General features: G+C 65.6%; 20 protein-coding genes and 2 pseudogenes. 13 read left to right on the top strand and 9 right to left on the bottom strand.

What is annotated here, in order from left to right; genetic code table 11:
* Positions 1-144 precede the first annotated feature (144 nt).
* The gene (locus HGO92_RS00485) at positions 145-1,800 is read left to right on the top strand and encodes a thiamine pyrophosphate-dependent enzyme (RefSeq protein ID WP_169991925.1); all 1,656 of its coding nucleotides are present in this window, start codon (positions 145-147) and stop codon (positions 1,798-1,800) included.
* A gap of 43 nt (positions 1,801-1,843) precedes the next feature.
* Positions 1,844-3,142 (top strand): M20 family metallo-hydrolase, encoded by a 1,299-nt coding sequence (locus tag HGO92_RS00480; protein ID WP_169990966.1) that lies wholly within the window; start codon positions 1,844-1,846, stop codon positions 3,140-3,142.
* On the opposite strand, the gene HGO92_RS00475 is transcribed toward HGO92_RS00480, so the two are convergent.
* From HGO92_RS00475 to HGO92_RS00455, 5 genes are all read right to left on the bottom strand, one after another.
* Positions 3,124-3,705, bottom strand: coding sequence for a dihydrofolate reductase family protein (locus HGO92_RS00475; RefSeq protein WP_169991923.1), 582 nt, complete (start codon positions 3,703-3,705; stop codon positions 3,124-3,126). The two genes, HGO92_RS00480 and HGO92_RS00475, sit on opposite strands and share 19 nt — an antisense overlap.
* A 44-nt stretch (positions 3,706-3,749) precedes the next feature.
* Positions 3,750-4,304, bottom strand: coding sequence for a hypothetical protein (locus tag HGO92_RS00470; protein ID WP_169990964.1), 555 nt, complete (start codon positions 4,302-4,304; stop codon positions 3,750-3,752).
* A gap of 472 nt (positions 4,305-4,776) precedes the next feature.
* Positions 4,777-6,405, bottom strand: coding sequence for an efflux permease Rv1217c-related protein (locus HGO92_RS00465; protein ID WP_169990963.1), 1,629 nt, complete (start codon positions 6,403-6,405; stop codon positions 4,777-4,779).
* Positions 6,405-7,310: an ABC transporter ATP-binding protein gene (locus HGO92_RS00460; RefSeq protein ID WP_169990961.1), complete on the bottom strand. Its 906-nt coding sequence runs from the start codon at positions 7,308-7,310 to the stop codon at positions 6,405-6,407. Before HGO92_RS00460 ends, HGO92_RS00465 begins: the two co-directional genes overlap by 1 nt.
* A 217-nt stretch (positions 7,311-7,527) precedes the next feature.
* A complete protein-coding gene (locus HGO92_RS00455) occupies positions 7,528-8,088 on the bottom strand; it encodes a dihydrofolate reductase family protein (RefSeq protein ID WP_169990959.1) in 561 nt (186 codons plus the stop codon).
* Positions 8,089-8,179: 91 nt separating this feature from the next.
* Between HGO92_RS00455 and HGO92_RS00450 the strand changes: the two genes are divergently transcribed.
* From HGO92_RS00450 to HGO92_RS00440, 3 genes are all read left to right on the top strand, one after another.
* Positions 8,180-9,817 (top strand): helix-turn-helix transcriptional regulator, encoded by a 1,638-nt coding sequence (locus tag HGO92_RS00450; protein WP_169990957.1) that lies wholly within the window; start codon positions 8,180-8,182, stop codon positions 9,815-9,817.
* A 180-nt stretch (positions 9,818-9,997) separates the two neighbouring features.
* Entirely contained in the window at positions 9,998-10,864 is an 867-nt protein-coding gene (locus HGO92_RS00445) for an alpha/beta fold hydrolase (protein ID WP_346768838.1), read from the top strand.
* Positions 10,861-11,337 carry an OsmC family protein gene (locus tag HGO92_RS00440; protein WP_169990955.1) on the top strand — a complete coding sequence of 159 codons (477 nt, stop codon included), beginning with the start codon at positions 10,861-10,863 and terminating at the stop codon, positions 11,335-11,337. The genes HGO92_RS00445 and HGO92_RS00440 overlap by 4 nt, the downstream gene beginning before the upstream one ends.
* Here HGO92_RS00440 and HGO92_RS23580 read toward each other — a convergent pair.
* Positions 11,338-13,315, bottom strand: a pseudogene (locus tag HGO92_RS23580) (APC family permease).
* A gap of 160 nt (positions 13,316-13,475) precedes the next feature.
* Here HGO92_RS23580 and HGO92_RS00430 point away from each other — a divergent pair.
* The 3 genes from HGO92_RS00430 to HGO92_RS00420 all read left to right on the top strand — a co-directional run bounded on the left by HGO92_RS00430 (position 13,476) and on the right by HGO92_RS00420 (position 16,884).
* Positions 13,476-15,314 (top strand): DUF4118 domain-containing protein, encoded by a 1,839-nt coding sequence (locus tag HGO92_RS00430; protein ID WP_169990954.1) that lies wholly within the window; start codon positions 13,476-13,478, stop codon positions 15,312-15,314.
* Positions 15,315-15,793: 479 nt separating this feature from the next.
* On the top strand, positions 15,794-16,477 hold the full coding sequence (locus HGO92_RS00425) for a response regulator (protein WP_169990952.1): 684 nt from the start codon (positions 15,794-15,796) through the stop codon (positions 16,475-16,477).
* A gap of 71 nt (positions 16,478-16,548) precedes the next feature.
* Positions 16,549-16,884: a hypothetical protein gene (locus HGO92_RS00420; RefSeq protein WP_169990950.1), complete on the top strand. Its 336-nt coding sequence runs from the start codon at positions 16,549-16,551 to the stop codon at positions 16,882-16,884.
* A gap of 59 nt (positions 16,885-16,943) precedes the next feature.
* On the opposite strand, the gene HGO92_RS00415 is transcribed toward HGO92_RS00420, so the two are convergent.
* Positions 16,944-17,468 (bottom strand): flavin reductase family protein, encoded by a 525-nt coding sequence (locus HGO92_RS00415; RefSeq protein WP_240974316.1) that lies wholly within the window; start codon positions 17,466-17,468, stop codon positions 16,944-16,946.
* A gap of 271 nt (positions 17,469-17,739) precedes the next feature.
* On the opposite strand from HGO92_RS00415, the gene HGO92_RS00410 reads away from it, so the two are divergent.
* Together HGO92_RS00410 and ureG are read left to right on the top strand one after the other, a co-directional pair.
* On the top strand, positions 17,740-18,414 hold the full coding sequence (locus HGO92_RS00410) for an urease accessory protein UreF (RefSeq protein WP_169990946.1): 675 nt from the start codon (positions 17,740-17,742) through the stop codon (positions 18,412-18,414).
* Positions 18,415-18,463: 49 nt separating this feature from the next.
* Complete coding sequence (gene ureG, locus HGO92_RS00405) at positions 18,464-19,219, top strand: urease accessory protein UreG (RefSeq protein ID WP_346768793.1); 756 nt, start codon at positions 18,464-18,466, stop codon at positions 19,217-19,219.
* A gap of 63 nt (positions 19,220-19,282) precedes the next feature.
* On the opposite strand, the gene HGO92_RS00400 is transcribed toward ureG, so the two are convergent.
* Both HGO92_RS00400 and HGO92_RS00395 read right to left on the bottom strand, forming a co-directional pair.
* Positions 19,283-20,419, bottom strand: a complete 1,137-nt coding sequence (locus HGO92_RS00400; RefSeq protein WP_169990943.1) for a glutamate--cysteine ligase — start codon at positions 20,417-20,419, stop codon at positions 19,283-19,285.
* Between the two features lie 235 nt (positions 20,420-20,654).
* Positions 20,655-21,101 (bottom strand): Hsp20/alpha crystallin family protein, encoded by a 447-nt coding sequence (locus tag HGO92_RS00395; protein WP_169990941.1) that lies wholly within the window; start codon positions 21,099-21,101, stop codon positions 20,655-20,657.
* 307 nt (positions 21,102-21,408) lie between these two features.
* Between HGO92_RS00395 and HGO92_RS00390 the strand changes: the two genes are divergently transcribed.
* The 3 genes and pseudogenes from HGO92_RS00390 to HGO92_RS00380 all read left to right on the top strand — a co-directional run.
* Positions 21,409-21,726: a hypothetical protein gene (locus tag HGO92_RS00390; RefSeq protein ID WP_169990939.1), complete on the top strand. Its 318-nt coding sequence runs from the start codon at positions 21,409-21,411 to the stop codon at positions 21,724-21,726.
* Positions 21,727-22,129: 403 nt separating this feature from the next.
* Positions 22,130-22,405 carry a hypothetical protein gene (locus HGO92_RS00385; RefSeq protein WP_169990937.1) on the top strand — a complete coding sequence of 92 codons (276 nt, stop codon included), beginning with the start codon at positions 22,130-22,132 and terminating at the stop codon, positions 22,403-22,405.
* A 72-nt stretch (positions 22,406-22,477) separates the two neighbouring features.
* Positions 22,478-22,711 (top strand): annotated as a pseudogene (locus HGO92_RS00380) (hypothetical protein); the annotation flags it as partial.
* Positions 22,712-22,713: the final 2 nt, after the last annotated feature.

The following is a 22,713-nucleotide window of genomic DNA, read 5'->3' as shown; positions in this document are numbered from 1 at the left end:
TGCTAGTTCCAGCTGCCCGGCTGACTGCGATCATGGGAACAGACCGACAGCCAGAGCGCCGGGTTCTGCACATAGCTGTGTAGGGCAACTGAGGCGAGTACCTGGACACCGAAGACCTGTGGAGGACGATTAGCAGTGAGCGTTATGACCGAGACCCGGACATCCACCGAGACGGACACGATTTCCGCCGGGCACCTGATCGTCGCCCAACTGGAGGCCGCCGGCATCCGCCGGGTCTACGGCGTGCCGGGGGAGAGCTTCCTGGATGTCCTCGACGGGCTACACGATTCGTCGATCAACACGGTGATCACCCGTCACGAGGGCGGCGCCGGTTTCATGGCCGTGGCGGAAGGCCGACTCACGGACCTGCCGGGTGTGGCCATGGTGACCCGCGGACCGGGGGCGGCCAACGCGCTGATCGCCGTGCACACCGCGTACCAGGACGCCACCCCGATGATCCTCTTCGTCGGCCTGATCCCGGTGGCTGACCGCGGCCGCGAAGCGTTCCAGGAGTTCGACATCACCGCCTGGTTCGGCAGCACGGCCAAGAAGGTGGTAGTGCTCGACGACGCAGCCTCGGCCGCCGCCGTCGTCGATGACGCCATCCACACCTCCCTGAGCGGACGGCCCGGGCCGGTGGTGATCGGCCTGCCCGAGGATGTGCTGACCCACGCGGTCCAGCGCGGCGCCCCGGTTGCTCCTCGTGCCCTGGCCAGGACGGCTCCTGCTCCCGCGGATCTGGAAGCACTGGGCCGCCGCTTCGCCCAGGCGCGGCGGCCGCTGATCGTGGTTGGCGGGGAAGGCTGGACGCAGGAATCCGGCGAAGCCTTGGCCCGCTGGGCCGCAGTGCACGGTGTACCGGTCGCCGCGGACTGGCGCGCGTATGACGCCGTGCCGCACGTGCTCGACGGCGGCAACTCCTACATCGGCTACCTCGGTTATGCCCGCAGCGACGCTAACGCACGGCTGCTGGACGAGGCGGACCTGCTGGTGCTGATCGGCTGCCCACGCGGCGACGTGCTTAGCGACGGCTACACTCGCGGGCTTTCGGCCGAAACAGTGCTGGTCATGCCCGGCGATACGCTGGGCCACTACGGCCCGCTGGACCAGCACATCTTCGCGGACGTGACCGCCTTCAGCCTGGCGCTCGCCGGGCAGGACTACCGCACGTCGCCGCAGCCGAACTGGCTCGCGGACGCCCGCGCCGACTATGAAAGCTACTCCACCCCGCGGCCGGACGGCGGGATCGGCGTCGACATGGGCGTGTGCATGGAGATCCTCCGCGGCGAGCTGGAGCAGGACGCCGTTATCACATGCGGCGCAGGCAACCACGCACTGTGGCCGGGACGTTACCTGCAGCACACCGCCGCCAACTCGCTGGCCGCGCCGCGCAACGGCGCCATGGGCATGGGCATCCCCGCCGCCGTGGCCGCCAGCCTGATCTTCCCCGAACGCCAGGTGGTCTCGGTGGCCGGCGACGGCTGCTTCATGATGAACGGCCAGGAAATTGCGACGGCGGTGGGTTACGGCGGCAGGTTCATCGCCATCGTGGTGGACAACCAGTGCTTCGCCACCATCCGCGAACACCAGGAACGGGAATACCCCGGCCGCCCCTCGGGCACCCACCTGACCAATCCCGACTTCGCCGCCTGGGCCGAAACCTACGGCGGCCACGGTGAGCGGGTGGAACGCACCGAGGATTTTCAGGCAGCCTTCCGCCGCGCGGTGGCCAGCGGCAAGCCCGCCGTGCTGCACGTCCTGCAGGACCCCGAAACCCGCGCCCCGCGGACGGATTCCTGACCCCGCGCAACTTTCGCCCGAACAGCTTTCCAGAGGAGAAACCATGAGTGCCACGATCGTTGAACCCAATCCGGCAGCCTTCACCGGCGGCGACGCGAAGTTCATTGAAGACTTCGCCACCCTGTGCACGTTCGGCGCCACCGCGAACGGCGGCGTGCACCGGCTGGCCGGCAGCGCGGCCGACGGCGAACAGCGCGCTTGGCTGACCCGGCTGCTCGAACAGCACGGATTCCGCGTGGAGTTCGACCGGATCGGCAACCAGTTCGGCCTGCTCGAACTGGTCCCCGGCGCACCGTACGTCCTGGTCGGTTCGCACTTGGACTCGCAGCCGACGGCGGGCCGGTACGACGGCGCGTACGGTGTCCTCGCCGCGGCGCACGCCGCCATTCGGGTCGCCGCCCACAGCGAAAACGGGACGTCTAAGCCGAAGTACAACCTCGCCGTCGTCAATTGGTTCAACGAGGAAGGCGCGCGCTTCAAGCCCTCGATGATGGGCAGCTCCGTCTACACCGGAAAGCTCGCGCTTGAGGATGCGCTAACGACGGCGGACCCCTCTGGCATTACGGTGGGGGAGGCGCTGGAATCGATCGACTGCCTCGGCACCGGCAACGGGCCGGAAGCCGCCTACTGCGCCGAAATCCACATCGAGCAGGGCCGCAGCATGGAGCGCAAGGGCATCACCATCGGCGTGGTCGATTCGAACTGGGCCGCCAACAAGTACCAGCTGGTGGTGCACGGCGAGCAGGCACACACCGGTTCCACCGTGATCGCCGACCGCAAAGACGCGCTGCTCGGTGCCTCGATGCTGGTGGTTGCCGCACGGGAGATCGCGGACCGGTTCCCGGGCGTCCTGCACACCTCGGTGGGCCAGCTGGACGTCTACCCCAACTCGCCCGTCGTCGTGCCCTCGAAGGTGACGCTCCTGCTGGATCTGCGGTCCGCGGACGAGGAGGTGCTGGCGCAGGCGGACCAGCTGCTGCATGACCGGATGGCCGAGATCGAGCGGCTGGCCAACGTGTCCGTGGAGAAGCACTCCTCGCACTGCTGGCCGGTCACCCCGTACCAGCCCGAAGGTGTGGATCTGTCCGAGAAGATCGCCGTGGACCTGGGCTTGTCCTACGGACGGGTCAAGACCCTGGCCGGGCACGACTCGACCAACATGAAGGACATCGTCCCCACGGTCATGCTGTTCGTTCCGTCGGTGGAGGGCATCTCGCACAACGAACACGAGTACACCCGGGACGAGGACATCGTCGCCGGCCTGCACATGCTCACCGTCGTGGTGCAGCGCCTGGCCGAGGGTGAGCTGGACCGCGGGTCGGTTCAGCGGCGCACCCGATAACGCAGGTGAAGCACCCGGTTGCCCTGAATCACCACGTCGGGATCCTCCAACAGGTGCTGTGCGTGGACCGACCCGAAGTAGCGCTTGCCGGACCCGAACACGACGGGTGCGACGTCCATGCGCACCTCGTCGACCAGGCCCGCGGCAAGCGCCTGGCCACCGACGTCCCCAGCGGCGACCTCGACGATGCGGTCACCCGCGAGCTCCTGCGCCTTGGCCACGGCTGCCTCGACGCCGTCGACGAAGTGAAACGGCGCCTCGGGGTCCCAGCCCTCGGGCTCTGGCCGGTGCGTCACGACGACCACGTGGTCGACCCCGGCCGGAGGCTTCCCGTCCCAGCCATCCGTCATGTCGAAGACATGGCGGCCGGCGATGGTCGCCCCGATCTGGTCCCAGTACGGCCGGGTGTAGTCGTAGGACGTCTGCGACACCTTCAACTCGCCGCTCTCGTCCAGCGGCACGTCACCGCTGGTCAACCAGTCGAACAGGGGTCCGGGCTGGTCGTTCTCGTCCGCGATGAAGCCGTCGACTGACACCGAGCCGTACATGACCACTTTGCCCACGGGGCTCTCCTTTGCTTTGGGGAGCCCAATATTACTCCTCAGGCTCACTCCTCAGCGGGTACTGAGGTATCAATATTGGTGGCCTCGATATACGGTTCCTTGTCGTGGTCGGCGAAGCCGTCGTCTTCGAGGTCCAGGTCCATGTTTTCTTCGACGGTCGGCAGGTCAAAGGCCTCCTGATACGTGCCCGTGACTTCCACGGCCGTACCCTCCGAGAGATCCGTCATCTGGCCGTCATGGACGATCAGCAACGGGTCCACAGTTGTCTCGTCCGTCCCTGCAATCGTGAAGGACATGGGTGTGACAATCTCGTTGACGTTGGCCGAGACCGTCACCACTTCACCGACATAGATATCGGCCTCATCGTTGAAGGCTTGGTCGTACGGCCCGACAAACAGCGGAGTCCTGACATCCTCGCCGGCAGCATCAGTAGCCTGCCCGGTAATGTCCGGGTTATCGCCTTCTTCCTGGACGTCCTCAACATCCGTGCCGGCTTCATTTCCGGCGGTATCGCATCCAACCATTCCGAATGCGCCCAGCGAGATAATTCCTGCGGCTGCCATCCGGGTTATCCAGCGTTTCTGTTCCTGAAGTGTCATGACCTTCTCCAATCGGAATTGTTGACGCTTCGGCCATGGACAGTAGGCCCAAGCCATATGTTCACCGTAGGTTTTGCCCGAGGGCGCGAACAATGGCATTAATCGAGATGCAATCCACCGTTCCGGAATGGTGAAGACAGCCCCTGAGATTGCGATTCCGCAACATCCGGCACTTTATGTGCGACGACCGCTAGAAGTACGACGACGGTGCGCACCTTGAGCGGTGCACAGCGTGCTTTTACTAATAAATCCCCGTCGAATCCGAAACCGATAGCGTCCGTGGGCGGCAGCCAGCACCACTAACCATGAGCGCCATGGCGGGTCGGTGGCGAGACGGGATGGCCGCCGAGCTTTCAGGAACAGTCGGCTTTCGGAGCGTGGCATGAGGAACCAGGGTTTTGCTCCGCAACAGGACCGAAATAGTGTCTTCGGCGGTTCGTGCCTCATAGACGAGGCATACCTCCGCGGCAGTTTAGTTTGTGAGGTCGCGTCTGTTGAGCAGGCCGGTGGCTACGGCGGCCAGGACTGCCGCGGCTCCGGTAAGGAGGAGTGCTGCGGTGATGGCGGTAATGTCCAGGTCTTCGACAGGCAGGGCCGGGGAGTGCCGGAATGGACTGAGGTTTTGCAGCCACGCGGGCAACCGGAGCAGTTCCCCGAACTGGCCGAGGACCAGGCCGGCCGCGAGCAGTCCCCAGCCCAGCGGAACGGTCAGCCGTGGCACAACGGCGAAGGTCAGGGCGGCTACCGCGGTGAATACGAGTGCCGCGGGCACATGGGCCAGGGCAGCCAGAATGATAGTTCCCCCGTTGCCGGTGGTGGTGCCCGAGGCTTCCAGCGCGACTGACGCTGCGCTGCCTGCCGCGGCGGATACGGACGTGACCGAAAAGGCGGCGACGGCCAGATTCGCGGCCAGCCAGCGGGCGCGTGTCTTCGGTGCCGCAAGCAGCAGTTCTGCCCGTGCCTCGGCTTCCTCGGCACGCATCCGCAGCATGGCCTGCACGCCGGCTGCAGCGCCAAGGACACCTGCCATACCCAGCAGCGCGGCAGCGAAGACATCGACCACGTCCGCCCGGCTCCCCGGCACCAGCCGGGCAATGAGCTCAGCCAGTGAAGGATTGCCGGCCACGGTGTCGGCAACCACGGGTCCGAGCACGCCGGCCACGGTTCCCAACGCTGCCCCGCCCAAGGCCCACCCGGCCAGAGTCGCACGCTGCAGCCGCCACGCCAGGCCAACCATTGACCGCCCCGCCTCGCTGCTGCGTGCCCGCCCTGCCCGGTCAGGCAGGAGGCTGGCCCCGAGATCCCGCCGTTGCCGAATCCGGAGAGCCAGTACCGCCAGAACGGCAGCCGCCACGGCCGGGACCAGCAGCGGTAGCGGGTCAGCAACAGTGAACGGGCGCGAGCGCTGTCCCCACCCGATGGGTGAGAGCAGGGACGGCCAGGCGCTGGTGACCCTCATGAGACTGGCCTCTGCCGTTCCGAGCGCGTCGCCGATCCCTCTGAGGAGGTACGCCAGCCCGACAAGGGCGGCCGCGGCCCCGTTGGCCCCGCGGCCGGATGGCAGGAACTGTGCGAGCACCGCCGCGGCGGCAACGAAGAAGAAGCCTACGGCGCCGACTGCAAGCCCGGCGATGGCTGAACCCGCGACGGGAAGACCGCCAGCAGCGAAACCCGCGGCAGCGAACACCGACAACAGGACGTTGGCAGCAGCACCCAGCAGCAGGGTCGCGGCCAGCGGAGCGCTTCTGGCGATGGGGGAGGAGCCCAACAGTTCCGCCCGCCCGAGTTCCTCCTCGCTTCGGGTGTGCCGGATGACCAAGAAGGTGTTCATCAATCCGGCAAGCACTGCCATGAAAGCATAGCCCTGGAAAAATACGACCGCTCCGATTCCGGTCCCATCGGGCAGCCCGCGCAGAAACAGGAAGGCCGGATTGGCAGCCGCCACGGCGATGATGCCCGCGCGCTCGGCCTCGCCGCCGAATTCGCTGCCCACCGCGGCGGCCGCAGCGAGTCCCAGCACGGAGATGCCCAGGACCCAGATACACAGCTGCCAGCGGTCCCGTCGGGCCTGGGCCACGGCCAGGCGCAGCATCGCGCCCATCAGCGGGCCTGTCCGTCCAGGCGGCTGTAGTGGCGCAGAAACAATGATTCCAATGACGGCGGCGCCACTTCGAGACCGTCGATGCCGGCTTCGGCAAGACTGGCCAGGACACCGTTAAGATCTGTTGCTTCGGCATCGAATTCAACCGTTGTACCCTCGACGCGCAGATCGTGCACTTCCGGACGCGAGGTGATGGCTCTCGGTTCCCTGAGACCGGTGGCACGCACATGCGTGCGTCGGAGATGGCGCAGGTCGGCCAGCGAACCTGATTCCACGACCGTTCCTTTGCGGATGATCGTGACCCTGTCGCATAACTGCTCGACCTCGCCCAAGATATGGCTTGAGAGGAGAACAGTTGCTCCTTCAGCGCGGACACGCCGGATCTGCCGGCGGAAGACCGTGTCCATGACCGGGTCTAGGCCCCCGCTCGGCTCGTCCAGCACATAGAGGCGGGCCGGTCTTGCGAAAGCGGCAATGAGCGCGGCCTTCTGCCTGTTGCCCCTCGAATACGTCCGGGCCTTGCGACGGGGGTCGAACTCAAACTCGTCAATGAGCTGCCGGCGCAGATGCTCGTCGGCGCCTCCGCGCAGCCCGGTCAGCAGATCGATCACTTCACCGCCGCTGAGATTCGGCCACAGATTCACATCCCCCGGAACGTAGGCGATATCCCTGTGGGTCCGCACGGCATGTGCCCATGGGTCCAGGCCAAAGACCCGAACTGTTCCCGAGGTGGCACGGATATGGCCTAGCAGCACCCGCAGCGTGGTGGATTTCCCTGCGCCGTTGGGCCCCAGGAACCCATGGACCTCGCCTTCTGCAACCGAAAGTCGAAGGCTGTCCAAGGCCCGGACACGACCGAAATCCTTCACAAGAGCGCCAGTTTCAACAATTGACCCGGTACCCATGACCAGTCCCCTTCCGCGCAGTGCAAACGCGGCCACGAGCGAGCCAGCGTTCCGCAGGTAAATACCCGCGTGCCGACCAGGCTTCCCGGCTCTCCGCTGCCCAGCCTACAAGCGGCGCATCTGCGATGGAAGAGCCGCCCAGCTGTGCCTGGAGCAGCCGCCTGCTTGTCCTGCGCCCTGTATCGGGAGCGCTGTCATCAGGTCTGAGCGCGGTTAGCTACTCAGACTTGTGGCGAACGGTGTAGGACAGGATGATGATCCCGTTCTTGAGGGCTTGGGTGTTCACCAGGTCCAGGCGCGCGGCGGGACTATGTCCGAACAGCAGGCTGTCCGTATCCGTTCCGCCGATGAAGAACGGGTGGACCCATAGCCGGATATCGTCCAGCAACCCATGTTCCATCAGCGCGCGACCCAGCCGGCCGAAGCCGTAGGTCACGATGTCCTTGCCGGGCTGCCCTTTGATCCGCCGGACCTCGGCGGCAGGATCACCGGTGATGACAGTGCTGTTCTCCCAGCTCGTCTCGTCCAGCGTCGATGAGACAACGTACTTTCTCATCCTGTTGATCTGGTCGGTATAGGGATCCCCGGATTGCCCCTCCCACACGGAGGCGAAGCTTTCGTAGGTCTCTTTGCCCAGCAGGACGGCGTCGCACTGTTGCAGCAGCTCAAGCTGAAGATCCGCGCCGGCGTCGTCGTGCCCTTCGAGGGTCGGCCAGGTCTGGGGATTCTTGATGACCCCGTCAAGCGAAATGTAGGTCGAGTTGATAATCCGCCGCACGATGTCCTCCTGGCTGAGCGGTGGGTGCTGGCTGTCCCTCCACAGCGTACTCACCCCGGACGTAAAATGGAGCCCTCGATGAGAGGCAACTATGGCCATCACAGAATCGATCGAGCGGGGCCGCGCAGCTTGTGCGGAGCATGCCTGGGACGACGCGTACCAACTCTTGTCGGACGCAGACCGTGCAGATCCGCTTGACGCTGCCGATCTTGAACGGCTCGGCGTAGCCGCATACCTCACCGGCCGGGATGAGGCCGCCGTCGCGGATCTGGAGCGCGCCTACCAGGCGTACCTGGAGCAGGGCGGGATCGAAAGGTCCGTGCGATGCGCGTTCTGGCTCGGGATCACGTTGGTTCTTCGCGGCCAGCATGCCCGTGGCGGAGGATGGCTCGGACGGGCGCAGCGGCTGGTCGACGAAAGGCTGCCCGGCTCGGTCGAGCAGGGCTACCTCATGATTCCGGCTGGCCTGCAGGCCTTGGAGGCAGACCCTGCAAGCGCCTACGAGACCTTCGACAAGCTGGTGGCCATCGCCAATGAGTTCGACGACGCCGACCTCACGGCCCTCAGCCGGCTTGGCCTTGGCCAGGCGCTGGTCGCGATGGGGGAGGCGGCGCGCGGCGTTGCCATGCTTGATGAGGCAATGCTGTGTGTGACCACCGGGGATGTTTCTCCGATCGCCGCCGGGATCGTCTACTGCGCCGTGATCCTGGCGTGCAGGGACACCTTCGACTTGGGCCGTGCCCAGGAGTGGACGGCAGCTCTGAGTGAATGGTGCTCCAAGCAGCAAGGCCTCAGGCCATACCGGGGCCAGTGTCTTGTGCACCGCTCGGAGATTATGCAGTTGCACGGCCAATGGGCGGACGCGATGGTTGAGATACATCGCGCTTGTGAGCACCTTTCCGCGCAACCTGGGAACCCGGTCATGGGGATGGCCCAATACCAACAGGCGGAGATCCTCCGACTGCGGGGCAAGTACGCCGATGCCGAGGTGGCTTACCGCGAGGCCGCTGCCTACGGGCATAATATGCATCCGGGTCTGGCCCTGCTCCGGCTGGCCCAAGGCCGCATACAAGACGCCTATGCGGCGATCCGCCGGGTGGCATCGGATGCGGCTGAGCGTCCGGTCGAGCGGGCGAAAATCCTCGGGGCGTATGTCCAGATCGCGCTGGCAGCGGGCGACACGAATGGGGCCAGATTGGCCGCCGAGGATCTGCAGGAGATTGCCGATCGGTTCGACTCCACGTACCTGCAGGCGATGGCCGGATCGGTACGTGGCATGGTACTGGTCAGCGAGGGTGACCATATGGCCGCCTGCACCACGCTGCGCGCGGCGTGGTTGGCATGGCAGGAGGTGGAAGCTCCGTACGAAGGGGCACGGCTCCGCGTCATCATGGCCCGCGCCTACCATGCACTGGGGGACCATGACACTGCAGAAATGGAACTCGACGCGGCGGCTCACGTCTTTGAAATGCTGGGGGCGGCACCGGACCTGAAGGAGATCGCGGAAATCTCGAGACGTTCGACGGCGCGTGCTGCAGGTGGTTTGAGCGCGCGGGAGATAGAGGTGCTCCGGCTCGTCGCCACTGGTGCGACCAACCGTGAGATCGCAAATACCTTGGTGATCAGCGAAAAGACAGTCTCCCGCCACATCAGCAATATCCTGACCAAACTCGGTCTGTCATCACGCACTGCAGCCGCCGCCTTCGCCTACGATAACGACCTCACCTAGCGCGGGCCGGCACGCTAACTTCCTGCGCAGCTGCAGCGGCTCCACCCAACGCCCTACGCAAAGCCCAGCACCCTACACAAAATTGCCCATTACTCTTCGCCGGGCCGGATGGTCCGTATTCCCGATGCGCCACAAGGTTGCCCGGTGGGATGCTCAAGCATAAGGAACGGTTTGAAGAAGGTGACGACGATGAACAGGAATGAAGGGAACGGGACACGGGAGCGGCTGCTCGCCGCGATCCCACTGGCAGAAAAGATCCGCGAGCTTAACGGCGTATCCACCGCCGTGCTGGAGGGCGGTGACGGCCCGCCGATCGTGCTGTTGCACGGCCACGGAGAGTTCGCGGCGGTCTGGCTCCGGGTGGTACCCGAACTCATGAAGACGCATCATTTGGCCATACCGGATCTGCCCGGCCAAGGCGCATCGGAAAACATGGACGGAAGCCCGCTCGATGCGGAGGGTGTGCTCGAATGGCTCGATCAGCTCATCGACGCGACGTGCGATTCCGCGCCCGTGTTGGCGGGACACCTGCTGGGCGGTGCCATCGCTGCGCGGTACGCGGTTAATCACGGCCATCGGCTCGCCCATCTGGTGCTCGTGGATACCATGGGCCTGGCCTGGTACCGGCCCGCGCCGAGCTTTGCCATCCCCATGATGGGCTTCATGGCCCGGCCCACCGCCAAGAGCCGGGACCGGCTCTTCAACCAATGCTTCCTGGACCGGGAGCAGCTCCGGCAGCGGATTGGCGACAGTTGGGAGCCGATGATGGACTACGCCCTCGATCGGGTCCGTACGCCGAGCGTGCAGTCGGCCGTGCGCCGGCAGATAACGGGCTTGGGCATGCGGCCGATCCCGCCGGAGGACTTGGCCAGGATCGATATTCCGACCACGTTGATTCACGGTCGCCACGATCTGCAAGTGCGGCTCAAGACCGCTGAAGAGGCCGCTGCCCGTTACGGTTGGACGCTGCATGTGATCGATGATTGCCGCGACGATCCCGCCTTCGAACAGCCTGAAGCCTTCATCTCTGCCATCATGAGCCTATGAGTGAAATCCAGGACCCCACGCTGCGTTCCGTCGAGCTGTCCCGCACCGCCACCAGCCGTTATACCGCCCGGAATGCGGCGGGAGCCGAGATCGAGTTCGGTCACGGCGAGGGCCTGCTGTCTCCCGTGGAGCTGCTGCTGGCAGCGCTCGCGGGCTGTTCAGCCATCGACGTGGATACCGCGACCTCCCGCAGTACGGAACCCACGGAGTTCCGGGTCGAGGCCACCGGACACAAGATTGTCGATGAGAACGGTGCGAACCGCATGGGTGACCTGAACCTTTCGTTCAGCCTCTCGTTCCCCGACGACGCGGGTGGCCGCAAGGCCGCCAGCATGGCCGAACGCCTCGTCGCCCTTTCCCACGACAAGTACTGCACGGTCTCGCGGACGGTCGAGCACGGCACTGCCGTGGGGTATGACGTCAGCGTCGGCGTCCCCGACCCCTTGGATGACGCGCAGTCTCCGCGCCCGTGATCAGCCGGCGTGGATGGCGGGACGGCGGTCCGGATCCGGCTCGTTCTCGCGGATGATCTCGCGCACCACCGGCGCCGTGTCGCCCTGGCCGAGCAGCAGGTAACGCATCAGGTGGGTGAGCGGGTTGCCCTCAGACCACTCGAAGTAGGCGTGCGGACGCACTCCGGTGGCATCGCGCAGGGCCAGCAGGATGGCGGCGATGGCGTTGGGTGCGGCGGGGCTCTTCACGCGCAGGATGCGGTGGCCGCCGACGTCGGTGCCCCGGACGTGGAGCGCGTCGCTGAAGCTTGACGGGTCGCTGACCTCGATCTCCAGGAACAGCACGTCCGCGCTTCCCGGCACCGGGTTGATGCTGCGCTGGGCGGTTTCCTTCATCGCGTACTCCTGCTCGGTGGCCACGTGCGGCTTGTGCGCGATCAGGTTCAGCCGGTGATCGCGCGCCAGTGAATCCGTGATGAACCGCCGTGCCGTTGCATCGAACTCGATCCGGTCGGCGCGCAGCTCGGTGGTCCGGGTGACCCGGGAAACCAGCGACACAACGATGATGCCGCCGATGAAGAACGCGGAGATCATCAGGCCGTCCGGCTTTTCAATAATGTTGGCCACCAAGGCATACACCAGGACCGCGGACAGCACCGTGAAGGCCAGCCCCGCCCGTCTTTGTCGCCGTAGTGCGGTGGAAATAGCGACGGCGACAGACGCCGAGACCATCATGGCCAGGATCCCCGTGGCATAGGCGCCGGCCTGGGCATTGACGTCGGCGTTGAACGCGATGGTGATCAGGATGCTGACGCCGGTGTAGACCAGGACCACCGGCCGCACCGCGCGGCTCCATTCCGGGGCCATGCCGTACGAGGGCAGGTAGCGCGGGACGATGTTGATCAGGCCGGCCATGGCCGAGGCGCCGGCGAACCACAGGATCAGGATGCTGCTGATGTCGTACGCGGTGCCGAAACCGTCGCCGAACCGCTCGTGCGCCAGGTAAGCCAGGGCGCGGCCGTTGGCCTCGCCGCCCTCCGCGAAGGCGTCGGCGGGGATCAGCAGGGTGGTGACGAAACTGCTGCCCAGCAGGTACACGCTCATGATGACGGCTGCGGCCGTGAGGAGCTTGCGGGTATTGCGGATCCGGGAGGCCAGCCGCTCCGCCGGAGTCCGGCCCTTCGCCGCGACCAGGGGCATCATGCTGACGCCGGTTTCGAAGCCGGAGAGCCCCAGGACCAGCAACGGAAAGGCCAGCAGCGCCGGGAGCACCAAGCCGCCGAGGCCGCCCGGAGCCGTGGTGAGGGCATCCGTCCAGCCGGTGAGCACCAGGCGAGGTGAAAACCTCGAGCATGCCGGCGCCGATGATGACGGCGTTGAGCCCCAGGAAGACAGCGACCAGCGGGATGGCCACGGCCACGGCCTCGGTGAAGCCGAGCAGGAACACCCCGCCGAGGATGAGCAGCAGGACAATCGTCACGGGGACGGGATGGCCGCGGATCACCTCGGGCGCGTAGGGGTTTTCGAGCAGGTGGACCGTCGCGTCGGCCGAAGACAGCGTGATGGTGATGATCCACGAGGTGGCGACGAAGCCCAGCAGGATCAGCACAAAGATCTTGCCCCGCCAGAACGGCAGCAGGTGCTCGAGCATCGCCACCGAACCCTGCCCGTGCGGGCTCGCCTTCGCCACCCGGCGGTACATCGGGAGCATGCCCAGCAGCGTCAGCGCGACGATCAGCAGCGTGGCCAGCGGCGAGAGCACGCCGGCGGCCAGCGCGGCGATCGCCGGCAGGTAGGACAGCGTGGAGAAGTAGTCCACGCCGGTCAGGCACATGACCTTCCACCACGGCTGCTGAGTGCCGTGGGTTTCCGGACTCGCCGGCCCGACCGGTTGGACAACGTGCGCGGTCAGCCAGCGTGAGACGCCGTGGGCCGGCTTGTGCTGCGGGCCCGGCCGGGGAACGCTGGCGGGGATGGAGTATTGAGTGGAAGTGGCCACTGTGCTGCTTCTTTCTGGTCCGGATCCGGTGGGGATCCGGGGCAAAAGCCTACAACTGTACAACGTCGAAAAGGCCGGAATTCCGCGTTCCAGGGCGTTAAGAATTCATCAAGAATACGACGACGGCGCCAGCAGCCGGCCGGTCGGGCAGAATGGGCGCATGACGGACATCGTGCCGGAGCGCGAATGCGTGCTCGTCGGGCTCAGCGGAGGTCCCGAGGGGCAGGCGCTTCTCCACCGGGCGGCACGGATCGTCGCCGGGACTCCAGGCGGTGAACTGCACGCCGTCCACGTCCGCGCGACGGGCAAGGCGGGAACCGAATCACCCAAGGAACTGGACCTGCAACGCAAGCTGGCCGCGGACCTCGGCGGCACCTACCACACGGTCGGCGGCGGCGACCCGGCGCAGACCCTGCTCGACTTCGCCCGCAGCATCGACGCCACGCAGATTGTGGTGGGAGTGCCCCGCGGCATGTTCAGCCGGGGGACCGGCGCCAGGCTCATCCGGGCTGCCGGAGACATTGACGTGCATCTGGTCGCGCAGGAGCGCGGCGGCGGCAACAGGCCTGCGCGTCGACCGAACGATCTGGGCCGCTTGAGGCTGATCGCCGGCTTTTTCCTGGCCGTGCTCCTGCCACCGGCACTGCAGTATTTGCTGGGGCACTGGCCGCATGACCATTTCGCCACCGATCTGCTCATCCAGTTGACCGGCACCATCGCCGTCGCGCTGCTGGGCGGACTTTGGCCCGCCGTCATCACCGCGGTCCTGAGCAGCCTGATCGTGAACTACTTCGCGGTCCAGCCTGTAGGCAGCATGGACATCCGCGATCCGGAGAACATCCTCACGCTGCTGGTCTTCCTCGCCGTCGCGGTGGCGGTATCGCTTGTCGTCGGGCTTTCCGCGCGGCGCAGCCGGGAGGCCTCGGCAGCCGGGGCGGAGGCGGCGGCGCTGGGGGAGCTGAGCCGCAACGCGGTGGCCACCCAGGAGAGCGTGCCGGCGTTCCTCGAGCGCGTCCGCGAACATTTCCAGAGCGACGGCGCGGGGCTTTACGTCCGCAAAGATTACGACGGCGAACCGGACGTCTGGCACCCCGTGCACAGCGCCGGCGTCGTACCTTCGAAACTGCAGGACGCGGACAACCTGGAACGTATGGACGCCACCCGGACGCTCGCGCTGACCGGACGGATCCTCACGCAGCGCGAGCGGCGGCTGCTGACCGCGTTCGGCGCCCATCTGCTGGCCATGCTGCAGCGCGACCAGCTGATGGCAAGCCGCCGCGACGTCCAGCGACTGGCGGAGGGAAACCAGATGCGCACGTCCATCCTGCGGGCGGTCTCGCACGATCTGCGCACCCCGCTGGCGGGCATCAAGCTAGCGGTGAGCAGCCTCCGCCAGGACGCGGTCCAGTTCCCGCCCGAGGAGGAGGCTGAACTCCTCGCCACCATCGAGGACTACACGGACCGGCTGGATTCGCTGGTGGGAAATCTGCTGGACATGTCGCGGATCACCGGGGACTCGATGGCGCCGCTGATCCGCCCGGTCCACTGGCAGGACGCCGTGGCCGACGCGCTGCGCGGGCTGCCGGCCGAGCACGTGCTGGTCGACCTGCCGGACAACATGCCGCCGGTCGACGCGGACCAGGGCATGCTTGAGCGCGTCATCGCCAACATTGTGGAGAACGCGCTGAAGTATGCGCGCGGTTCGGACGTGCGGATCACCGGCCTGGTCGGCGGCATGGGCAGCGCCACTATTGACGGCCGCCCGGCCAGCGAACTGCGGATTATCGACGCCGGACAGGGCGTGCCGACGGAACAAGTGATCAGCATGTTCCGGCCGTTCCAACGGCTCGACGACGCGCCCGCCGGCACCGGGATCGGGCTCGGCCTGGCCGTGGCCAAGGGCTTCACCGAGGCCATGGGCGGCAGGCTCCTGGCCGAGAACACACCCGGCGGCGGACTGACCATGGTCATCCAGCTGCCGCTCTCGACCGGGGTCTGAGCATCGTGTGTAACCTCACCGCGCAGTATCGGCGATCCCGTCGGCCGCGGTTGCGCGCGGTGGTACCGAGGCGCCCGCTGATGACTCCGGCCATGCAGCCCGTCCACGCGTTGGAAATACGTAAAGAACCGGCCCGCCGCCGTCAGGAAACCATCAACACCGGACTTTGAGGGAGTTCTGCGGCGTTGACTTGAAGTGACGGGCATGCGCAGGGCGGGGGACTACCTCATCCGGCAAGGCAGCCCGTCCGAATAGACGGAGTTCCTGTGATGGAAGCGGAGTTGTGGCAGATCCTGTTGGTGCTGGCTGTGGGCGGAACGGCGCTGGTTCTCCTGATCCGTTCGCTGCTCCGGTCACGCACGTGGTGGCGCTGAGCGATGTGGCGCTGAGCAGTCGACTGCGCTGAGGGCGGTGAAACCGGTTCCGCCCTGACAGAATGGCCCCAGCACAGTGCCCGGCCGCACGGCAGAAGGAGCCTCATGACCAACGTGCTCATCGTCGACGACGAGCCGCAGATCCTTCGTGCCCTGCAGATCAACCTCAACGCCCGGGGCTACCAGACCTTCCCGGCGGCGGACGGTGCCTCCGCGCTGGACCAGGCAGCCAGGCATGCTGTCGACGTCGTAATTCTGGATTTGGGCCTGCCGGACATGGACGGCATCGATGTCATCCGCGGGCTGCGCGGCTGGACGGACGTGCCGATCATCATTCTTTCCGCTCGGCACGCGTCGGATGAGAAGGTGGACGCACTGGACGCCGGCGCCGATGACTACGTCACCAAGCCCTTCGACCTGAACGAGCTGCTGGCCCGGGTGCGTGCCGCCACCCGCCGGGTCGGCGGCGCCCCGGAGAGCCCCACCGTGGCGACCGCTGATTTCGAGATCAGCCTGATCGACAAGCGCGTTACCCGCAACGGAGAGGCGGTCCGGCTGACGCCGATTGAGTGGAACATTCTGGAACTGCTGGCGCGCAATCCCGGCAGGCTGATCTCCCAGCAGCAGGTCCTGACCCATGTGTGGGGACCCGCCTACACCAAGGAAACGCAGTACCTGCGGGTGTACATCGCACAGCTGCGCCGCAAGCTCGAACCGGACCCGGCGAAGCCGCGCTACCTGCTCACCGAAGCCGGGATGGGCTACCGCTTCGAGCCGGGCACTAACTGACCCGCAGCCGGTTTTCTACGCGCCGCCGCTACGCAGTCAGCCTGCGCAGAAGCCGACGGTAGACTGCACCCGTGCCAGAGGGAACGCTGGACCCAAACAAACGGCGCACCCGGATCATCTCCGCGGTGCTGGCCGTGCTGCTCGGCTGGCTCATCGTCGGCTACCCGGCCGCCATTCTGGCATTCATCGCGATGGTCAGTTTCAGCGGCTGCTTCTTGGAATGTTCGGAGCCGGAACCGCTCGGCGGAGTCCTCACCCTCAGTGCAGCGCTGATCCTGGTTGCCGCACCGTTGCTGGTCGCCTGGAGCATCCTGAAACCCGGCTCGCCGGCATGGAAGTTCGGCGCCGGCGCCGTCGCGGTTCTGGCCGCGGTCTTCCTGTACGGTCAGCTGGCCGGAGCGTTCTGACGGGCCGGGTGCCCGGCGTCGCGCGCCGTGCCTTCGAGCCATCCGGCTGACCAATACAATCAGGTCCTGCTCCGCAGGGCGGACCAGGCGTCCAGTGCGTAATACGTCTGCCGTTGGTAGACCAGCGGCGGGGCGAACGAGCCGCCGTCGAGAATCTGCAGGACCTGGGCGGCCAGAACGATGCCGGTTCCGGCGGGCATCCGGTCAAGGGGCTTGCACCGGAGCACTGCGCCGACGCCGCGGATGATCGGTTCGCCGGTCGGGGCGGTGTACCAGTCCATGTTGAACCCGAAGCGGGGCGAACCGGGCCGTGCGAAGAGTTCGGCCAGCCCGCGGTTGCCGGTGGTGAGCAGGTGAACGGCAAGCGTTTCGCCTGCCAGCAGGGCAGCTCCGGACTCGCTGCCGGGCATGATGGAAACCGCGAGCACCGGAGGTTCCGCAGACACGGAAATCACGGAAGACGCGGTAATTCCTGCCGGCCCGTCCGGTCCGGCAGCGGTGACAATCGCTACCCCCGCGGGATGGCCGGCGAAAGCGGCGCGGAAGGCGGCGGCGAGGGCCGGAGGGTGAGCGTCCTGCGGCATGGGCACCAAGGTTGCTCCTTCCTGCAGAGGGGACCGACGGCGCGAAAGTACCTACCGCCCATGCTAGGACTGCTAAGTGCGCCACGCCAGCGTCGGAGATGACGCAAGCCCTACCCCTGCAACTGGTCCCCGTGTAACGTGACGGGAAAGCGCAGGTCCGACAGTAGGGCGGTAGATTTGTTGCTAACTCTTAGAGAGCGCGGGCGTCCAATAATCCGTACGACGGCGGACGCTGCCCTTCCGTCCGGATGCGATGCCTTGGGCACTGATCATGGCTGATAACGCAGCCGCGCTCTTGCTCTTAGCCGATGGACGGCTGCCTGCCGGCGGCTACGCGCACTCCGGCGGCCTCGAAGCGACCATCCGCGCCGGACGCGTACACGATGCCGACAGTCTGGAGAAGTTCCTGACCGGGAGGGCGGTCACCGCAGGCCTGGTAGCCGGCGCGTTCGCTGCCGCCGCATGCCATTCCTCCACCAAGGGCGATCAAGTCCTCCTGCAGGAGCTGGACCCTGAGCTCGACGCCCGAATCCCATCACCCGCCCTGCGCGCCGTCTCCCGCTCCCTAGGGCGCCAACTGCTTCGTGCAGCCACAGCCATCCGGCCGCATCCGCGCTTCCATGAACTTGACCGGACCGCGCATCAACCCATCGTGTTCGGCGTAGCGGCGGCAGCCTTTGATCTCGCCCCGCGGGATGCGGCGCTCGCCGTACTGCATGAAGCAGTGGCCGGGCCGGCCGTCGCCGCCGTCAAGCTGCTCAGTCTTGACCCGTTCAGCGCCCACGCCGCGCTGGCCCGCCTGACCCCCTTGTTGGACCAGTTGGCGAGCGAAGCAGCCAAACACGCGGACACGGCTCCGGCTGATCTTCCGTCCGCCGGTGCACCGCTGCTCGACATCGCCGCTGAACATCATGCGGCAACGGATATGCGGCTTTTTGCCTCCTGAGCAAACTCAGGGGGAATACACGAATGTTAGAGAGAATGAGGAGGGCATTGTGCCGGAGAACCAGGAACCACGAACGCGCTCACTACGGCTCGGAGTCGCCGGTCCCGTAGGGACCGGGAAAAGCTCGGTCATCGCGACCCTGTGTCGAAACTTGGCGGGTGAACTGAACATCGGAGTCATCACCAACGATATCTACACCGATGAAGATGCCCGCTTTCTCCGGTCGGCGGGGGTCTTGCCCGCCGAACGGATCCGTGCGGTGGAGACCGGGGCTTGCCCCCATACCGCCATCCGCGACGACGTCACGATGAACCTGATGGCGGTCGAAGACCTGGAACAAGACTTCGCGCCGCTGGACATCGTGCTCGTCGAAAGCGGCGGAGATAACCTCACCGCCACCTTCTCGCCGGCCCTGGTTGATGCCCAGATCTTCGTACTCGACGTCGCCGGCGGGGGAGATGTTGCCCGCAAGGGCGGCCCCGGAATCGCGCGCGCCGATCTGTTGGTGATCAACAAAATCGACTTGGCCGAATACGTGGACGTGGATGTGGAGCAGATGGTCAAGGACGCCACTGCCGCCCGCGAAGGGGCACCGGTCCTGGCGTTGTCGCGGAAGCAGCAGGACACGGTGCAGCAGCTCTGCGCCTGGGTGCGCTGGATGCACAGCCAGCACGTAAACGGAAGCCACACACCCATTGATCCAGGTCCGATGGCCCCGCATTTCCACGCCGATGAGAGCGGCGAGGGCTATTTCCACAGCCACGACGACGACGGCGCCACGGAGCCGGCCCACGAGCACAAATGATGGGGAGCACAGGCAAGCCGCCTCAGGCTGTACCTGATGGTTTGTATCCGTCCGTTTTTCCGGTTAGAGATAAGCAGCAGGGAGATGCGTGCGTCGGACGGCGTCGAAGACGACGTCGGTGAGCTTGCTGTGACGGGCGAAGACAGCCCGCTGGTGGTCTGCTCCTGTTCCGGTGCGGACAATCCGGCTGACCAAGTGCTTAATCGGTTCCAGGTCTCCGGTTTCGGCCAGGACCGGTCCTATGTGCTCGAACAAAGCGCCGACGGCTGATCTTGCCGGACACCGGCCGTTCCTCAGCGGATGGATCAGGTCATCAGTGACGGCAGACTTGCTTGCCCGCCAGGACGCCAGCCGCAGCAGCTCCGTCGGAACGGCAGGCGGTGGCCGGCCGTCAAGCCACTCCCGTGCCGCCGTCTCGACGAGGGCTCGGCACATCCCTGCCAGAGCGGCGGCATGGTCTGCTTCAAGGCAGACGTCCGCGACACGAATTTCCACGGTTGGCTGTCGTCGGCTGAGGCGGGCGTCGAAGTAGACCATTCCTTCGTCGAGCAGTACATCGCAGTCCAGGAGCACGCGGACCAGACTGTGGTAGGCGGACGGAGACCCGAATAGATCCGTGGGCCCTGCGGTGGGCCAGCGCTTCCAGACCTGGTAGCGGAAGCTGGCGTAGCCGCTGTCGGTGCCCTGCCAGTAAGGGGAGTTGCCGCTCAAAGCAAGCAGGATTGGTAGCCAGACCCGGATCCGGTCAAGGACTGCAACGGCTTCGTCGTCGGACGCAACGCCAACATGGACATGGAAGCCGCAGGTGAGCTGCTCGCGCAGCGTCAGGCCGTATCGGCCTTCCATCGCTAGATAGCGCGGGCGCCGGACCAATTGGGTCGCAGCCGGCATTGGATAGGTGCCGAGCGCGACCGCCCTGGCCCCGAACCTCTTGGCCTGCCGGTCAGCCTCCGCCCTGCCGGCCCGCAAGCCTGCAGCCAACTTCCGCAGGTCCCTGTACGGTGCGGATACGGCTTCAAGCTGTTCCTGCTTTAGCTCCGGAGCAAGGGCACCCGCGTAGGCAATCGGGGAATCCGCTGTCCCGGGCGTGGACGGCTCCTCTTGATGCTTGCCCCCGAGGAGCTGCTCGGAGACCGGGGCCAGCGCTCCGGTCTTTGCGTCCACCAGAAGCAGTTCTTCCTCGACGCCGAAACTGCGCATACCTTCAGTGTTCACCACGGGCGAGCCGGGCGGAACAGCTACCCTGCAAATAGATGGTCGGGCAGACAGGCGCCTCTGCGGGGTGGAGGGCTTCGGAAAGCTTCAACCGGTGGGATTGCCCTCTGCAAGGATCCTCGTGTTCTTCACCGGGAATCCGGATTGCTTCCGACATGGGGAAGGGTGCCGGAGCTCGGCACCCTTCCCTCCTCCCGGCCTGCCACTTGCCGACGTAGGCTCAGGTTTCTGATTTGTCCTGCTTGGCCGGCTCTTCGAGGGCCTCTTGCCTGCCCCCTGCCGCGATTTCGATCTTGCGGCGTTTGGTCATTTCGCTGACCGGGATGGTCACGCTGAGCACACCGTTGTCGTAGTGCGCCGCAATGCCGTCGACGTCGATGTCCTGGCCCAGCGTGAGCTGGCGCAGGAAGGAACCCCCCTGGCGTTCCTTGAGCAACCACTGAGTTTCGCCGTTGTCCTTCAGCGTGCGCTGGGCCCGGATGCTCAGAAGCTGTCCGTCGACGTCGACATCGACCGAGTTCGGATCGATGCCGGGCAGGTCGGCGTTGAGCACGTAGTGGTCACCTTCGCGGTAAAGGTCCATCGGCATCATGCGTGGTCCCTGCCTGCTGCCGAACAGTGCCTGGGACAGACGGTCCATCTCCTGGAAGGGATCAAACCTGGCCATTTTTATCAACTCCTTCACTCATTGATCGTCGGATAGTTGAGTCAGGTGCACTCAACTATTCGTATTTTAGCGTGCAGTTTCTCCGTCCGGTAGGGGTTCTCTGGCCGCGTTCGGGCTGATAATCCTCGGTGCTGCATCCGGATACCGGCAGCGGTGCCATCGCGCTCTTGCCATCGGTGTAGGCGGCTACTGGCTCTATCGCCTTCGGTGCACTCCGTGTCATGGTGGGGAATAGCAGTTACGGGGAGGCAGCTTTCATCCCGGCTGGCGACGAAGTGCATGGGAAGGGCTCGATGAGGAGGAGATCATGAATAGGGAAGAACCACCGGTCCTGCAGGGCGGAGCCACCGCCGACTGGCTGGAGCAGCAAACGCCCGTTCTGCCCGATGAACCGGACGGCGATGCTATTGCCGATGCGGGGCCTGCGCTTATAGAGCCGCCGCTACCCGGCGGTTCCGAAGCAGACCGAATGGAACAACAACTTCCGGCAGCGCCTGTGGCCGGAGACGACATCCGCCCAGCCGCTCAGGCGATTGCAGAGGCGGCAGAAGCTGACCGTCTGGAGCAGGCCAGGGGAATCGCCGGCGAAGACGAGGATGACTATCCACGTGAGGCCATGGACTAGCGCTCACCGCACACCTGTTCTGTAGCGGTACCTTGACTTGCCTTACCGTGGTTGCAGTCAAAAGCATGACGGCTGCATCCCAGCAGCGGTTCCTCAAGTCGCGAAAATTTCACGTCATTGACAGCGTTCGACGACGGCGTGAAAATATTTGCACGGAGCCCCTCGACGGGATTCCGGAGGTCAGGTTGATGCGCCTTCGCACCTACCGTCCATCGAGACGGACCATGCGCCTCCCGGATCCCTTCCGGGGGCTCCGTTGTGCTTCCGGCCTCGTGCGCCGCCAGTATTCTCTGCCAATCCTGGTCCGGACCTTGAAAACGATGCCTTCAGCAGAGAATCTAGTAAGCACACTTAGCACCTCCGTAGGGTATCTATCGACTCTTGCCAGAGAAGGAGCGGAACCGTGACACCCACACCAGAACAGCCCATCACCGATGACAGCATCAGGGTGCGCCAACTCAGCCACTACCAGTTCACCTGGGTAGCCGGCGAGCCGGGAGCTCCGGGCACCTGGACCCTGCAGCTTGTCCTGGATCACGGCGCTTGGGAAGAAGTGTTGACCATCGATGCCGACGACGCCGACAACCTGCAGGATCTGCTCTCCACCGCAGAAACCGTGTACTACGACATCGGCCGGCGCACGCTGATGTTTGGTACCACCAAGGCCGGCCACCACTAACCCACCCAAGTCCAGCCACATCCACAGGAATCCAATCATGTCCGGAAATCTCTTCGCACGATCGGCCGCAGTAAGAAGGTCGAACAGTTGGCGGATGAAGGGGCCGAAGGCGCAACCGAACCGGCGCCCGCAGCCTCTCATGAGTTGAAGGCCGCTCAGAAGCAGCTCAAGGCACTTCAATGGGCCATCCCGGTCTTCGCCGGAACTGTTATCGTCCTCGGTGCGAAGCACGGCGAAATGCAGCGGCCCAAACGGCTCTTCGAAGGCCTGCTCAAGCACTGGAGTCTGTCCCGAAGGTACCCTTGAAA

Source organism: Crystallibacter degradans, from assembly GCF_012952295.1.
GTDB lineage: Bacteria > Actinomycetota > Actinomycetes > Actinomycetales > Micrococcaceae > Crystallibacter > Crystallibacter degradans.
Note: the sequence above shows the minus strand (reverse complement) of the source record. Positions and strands in the feature narration are given on the sequence as shown.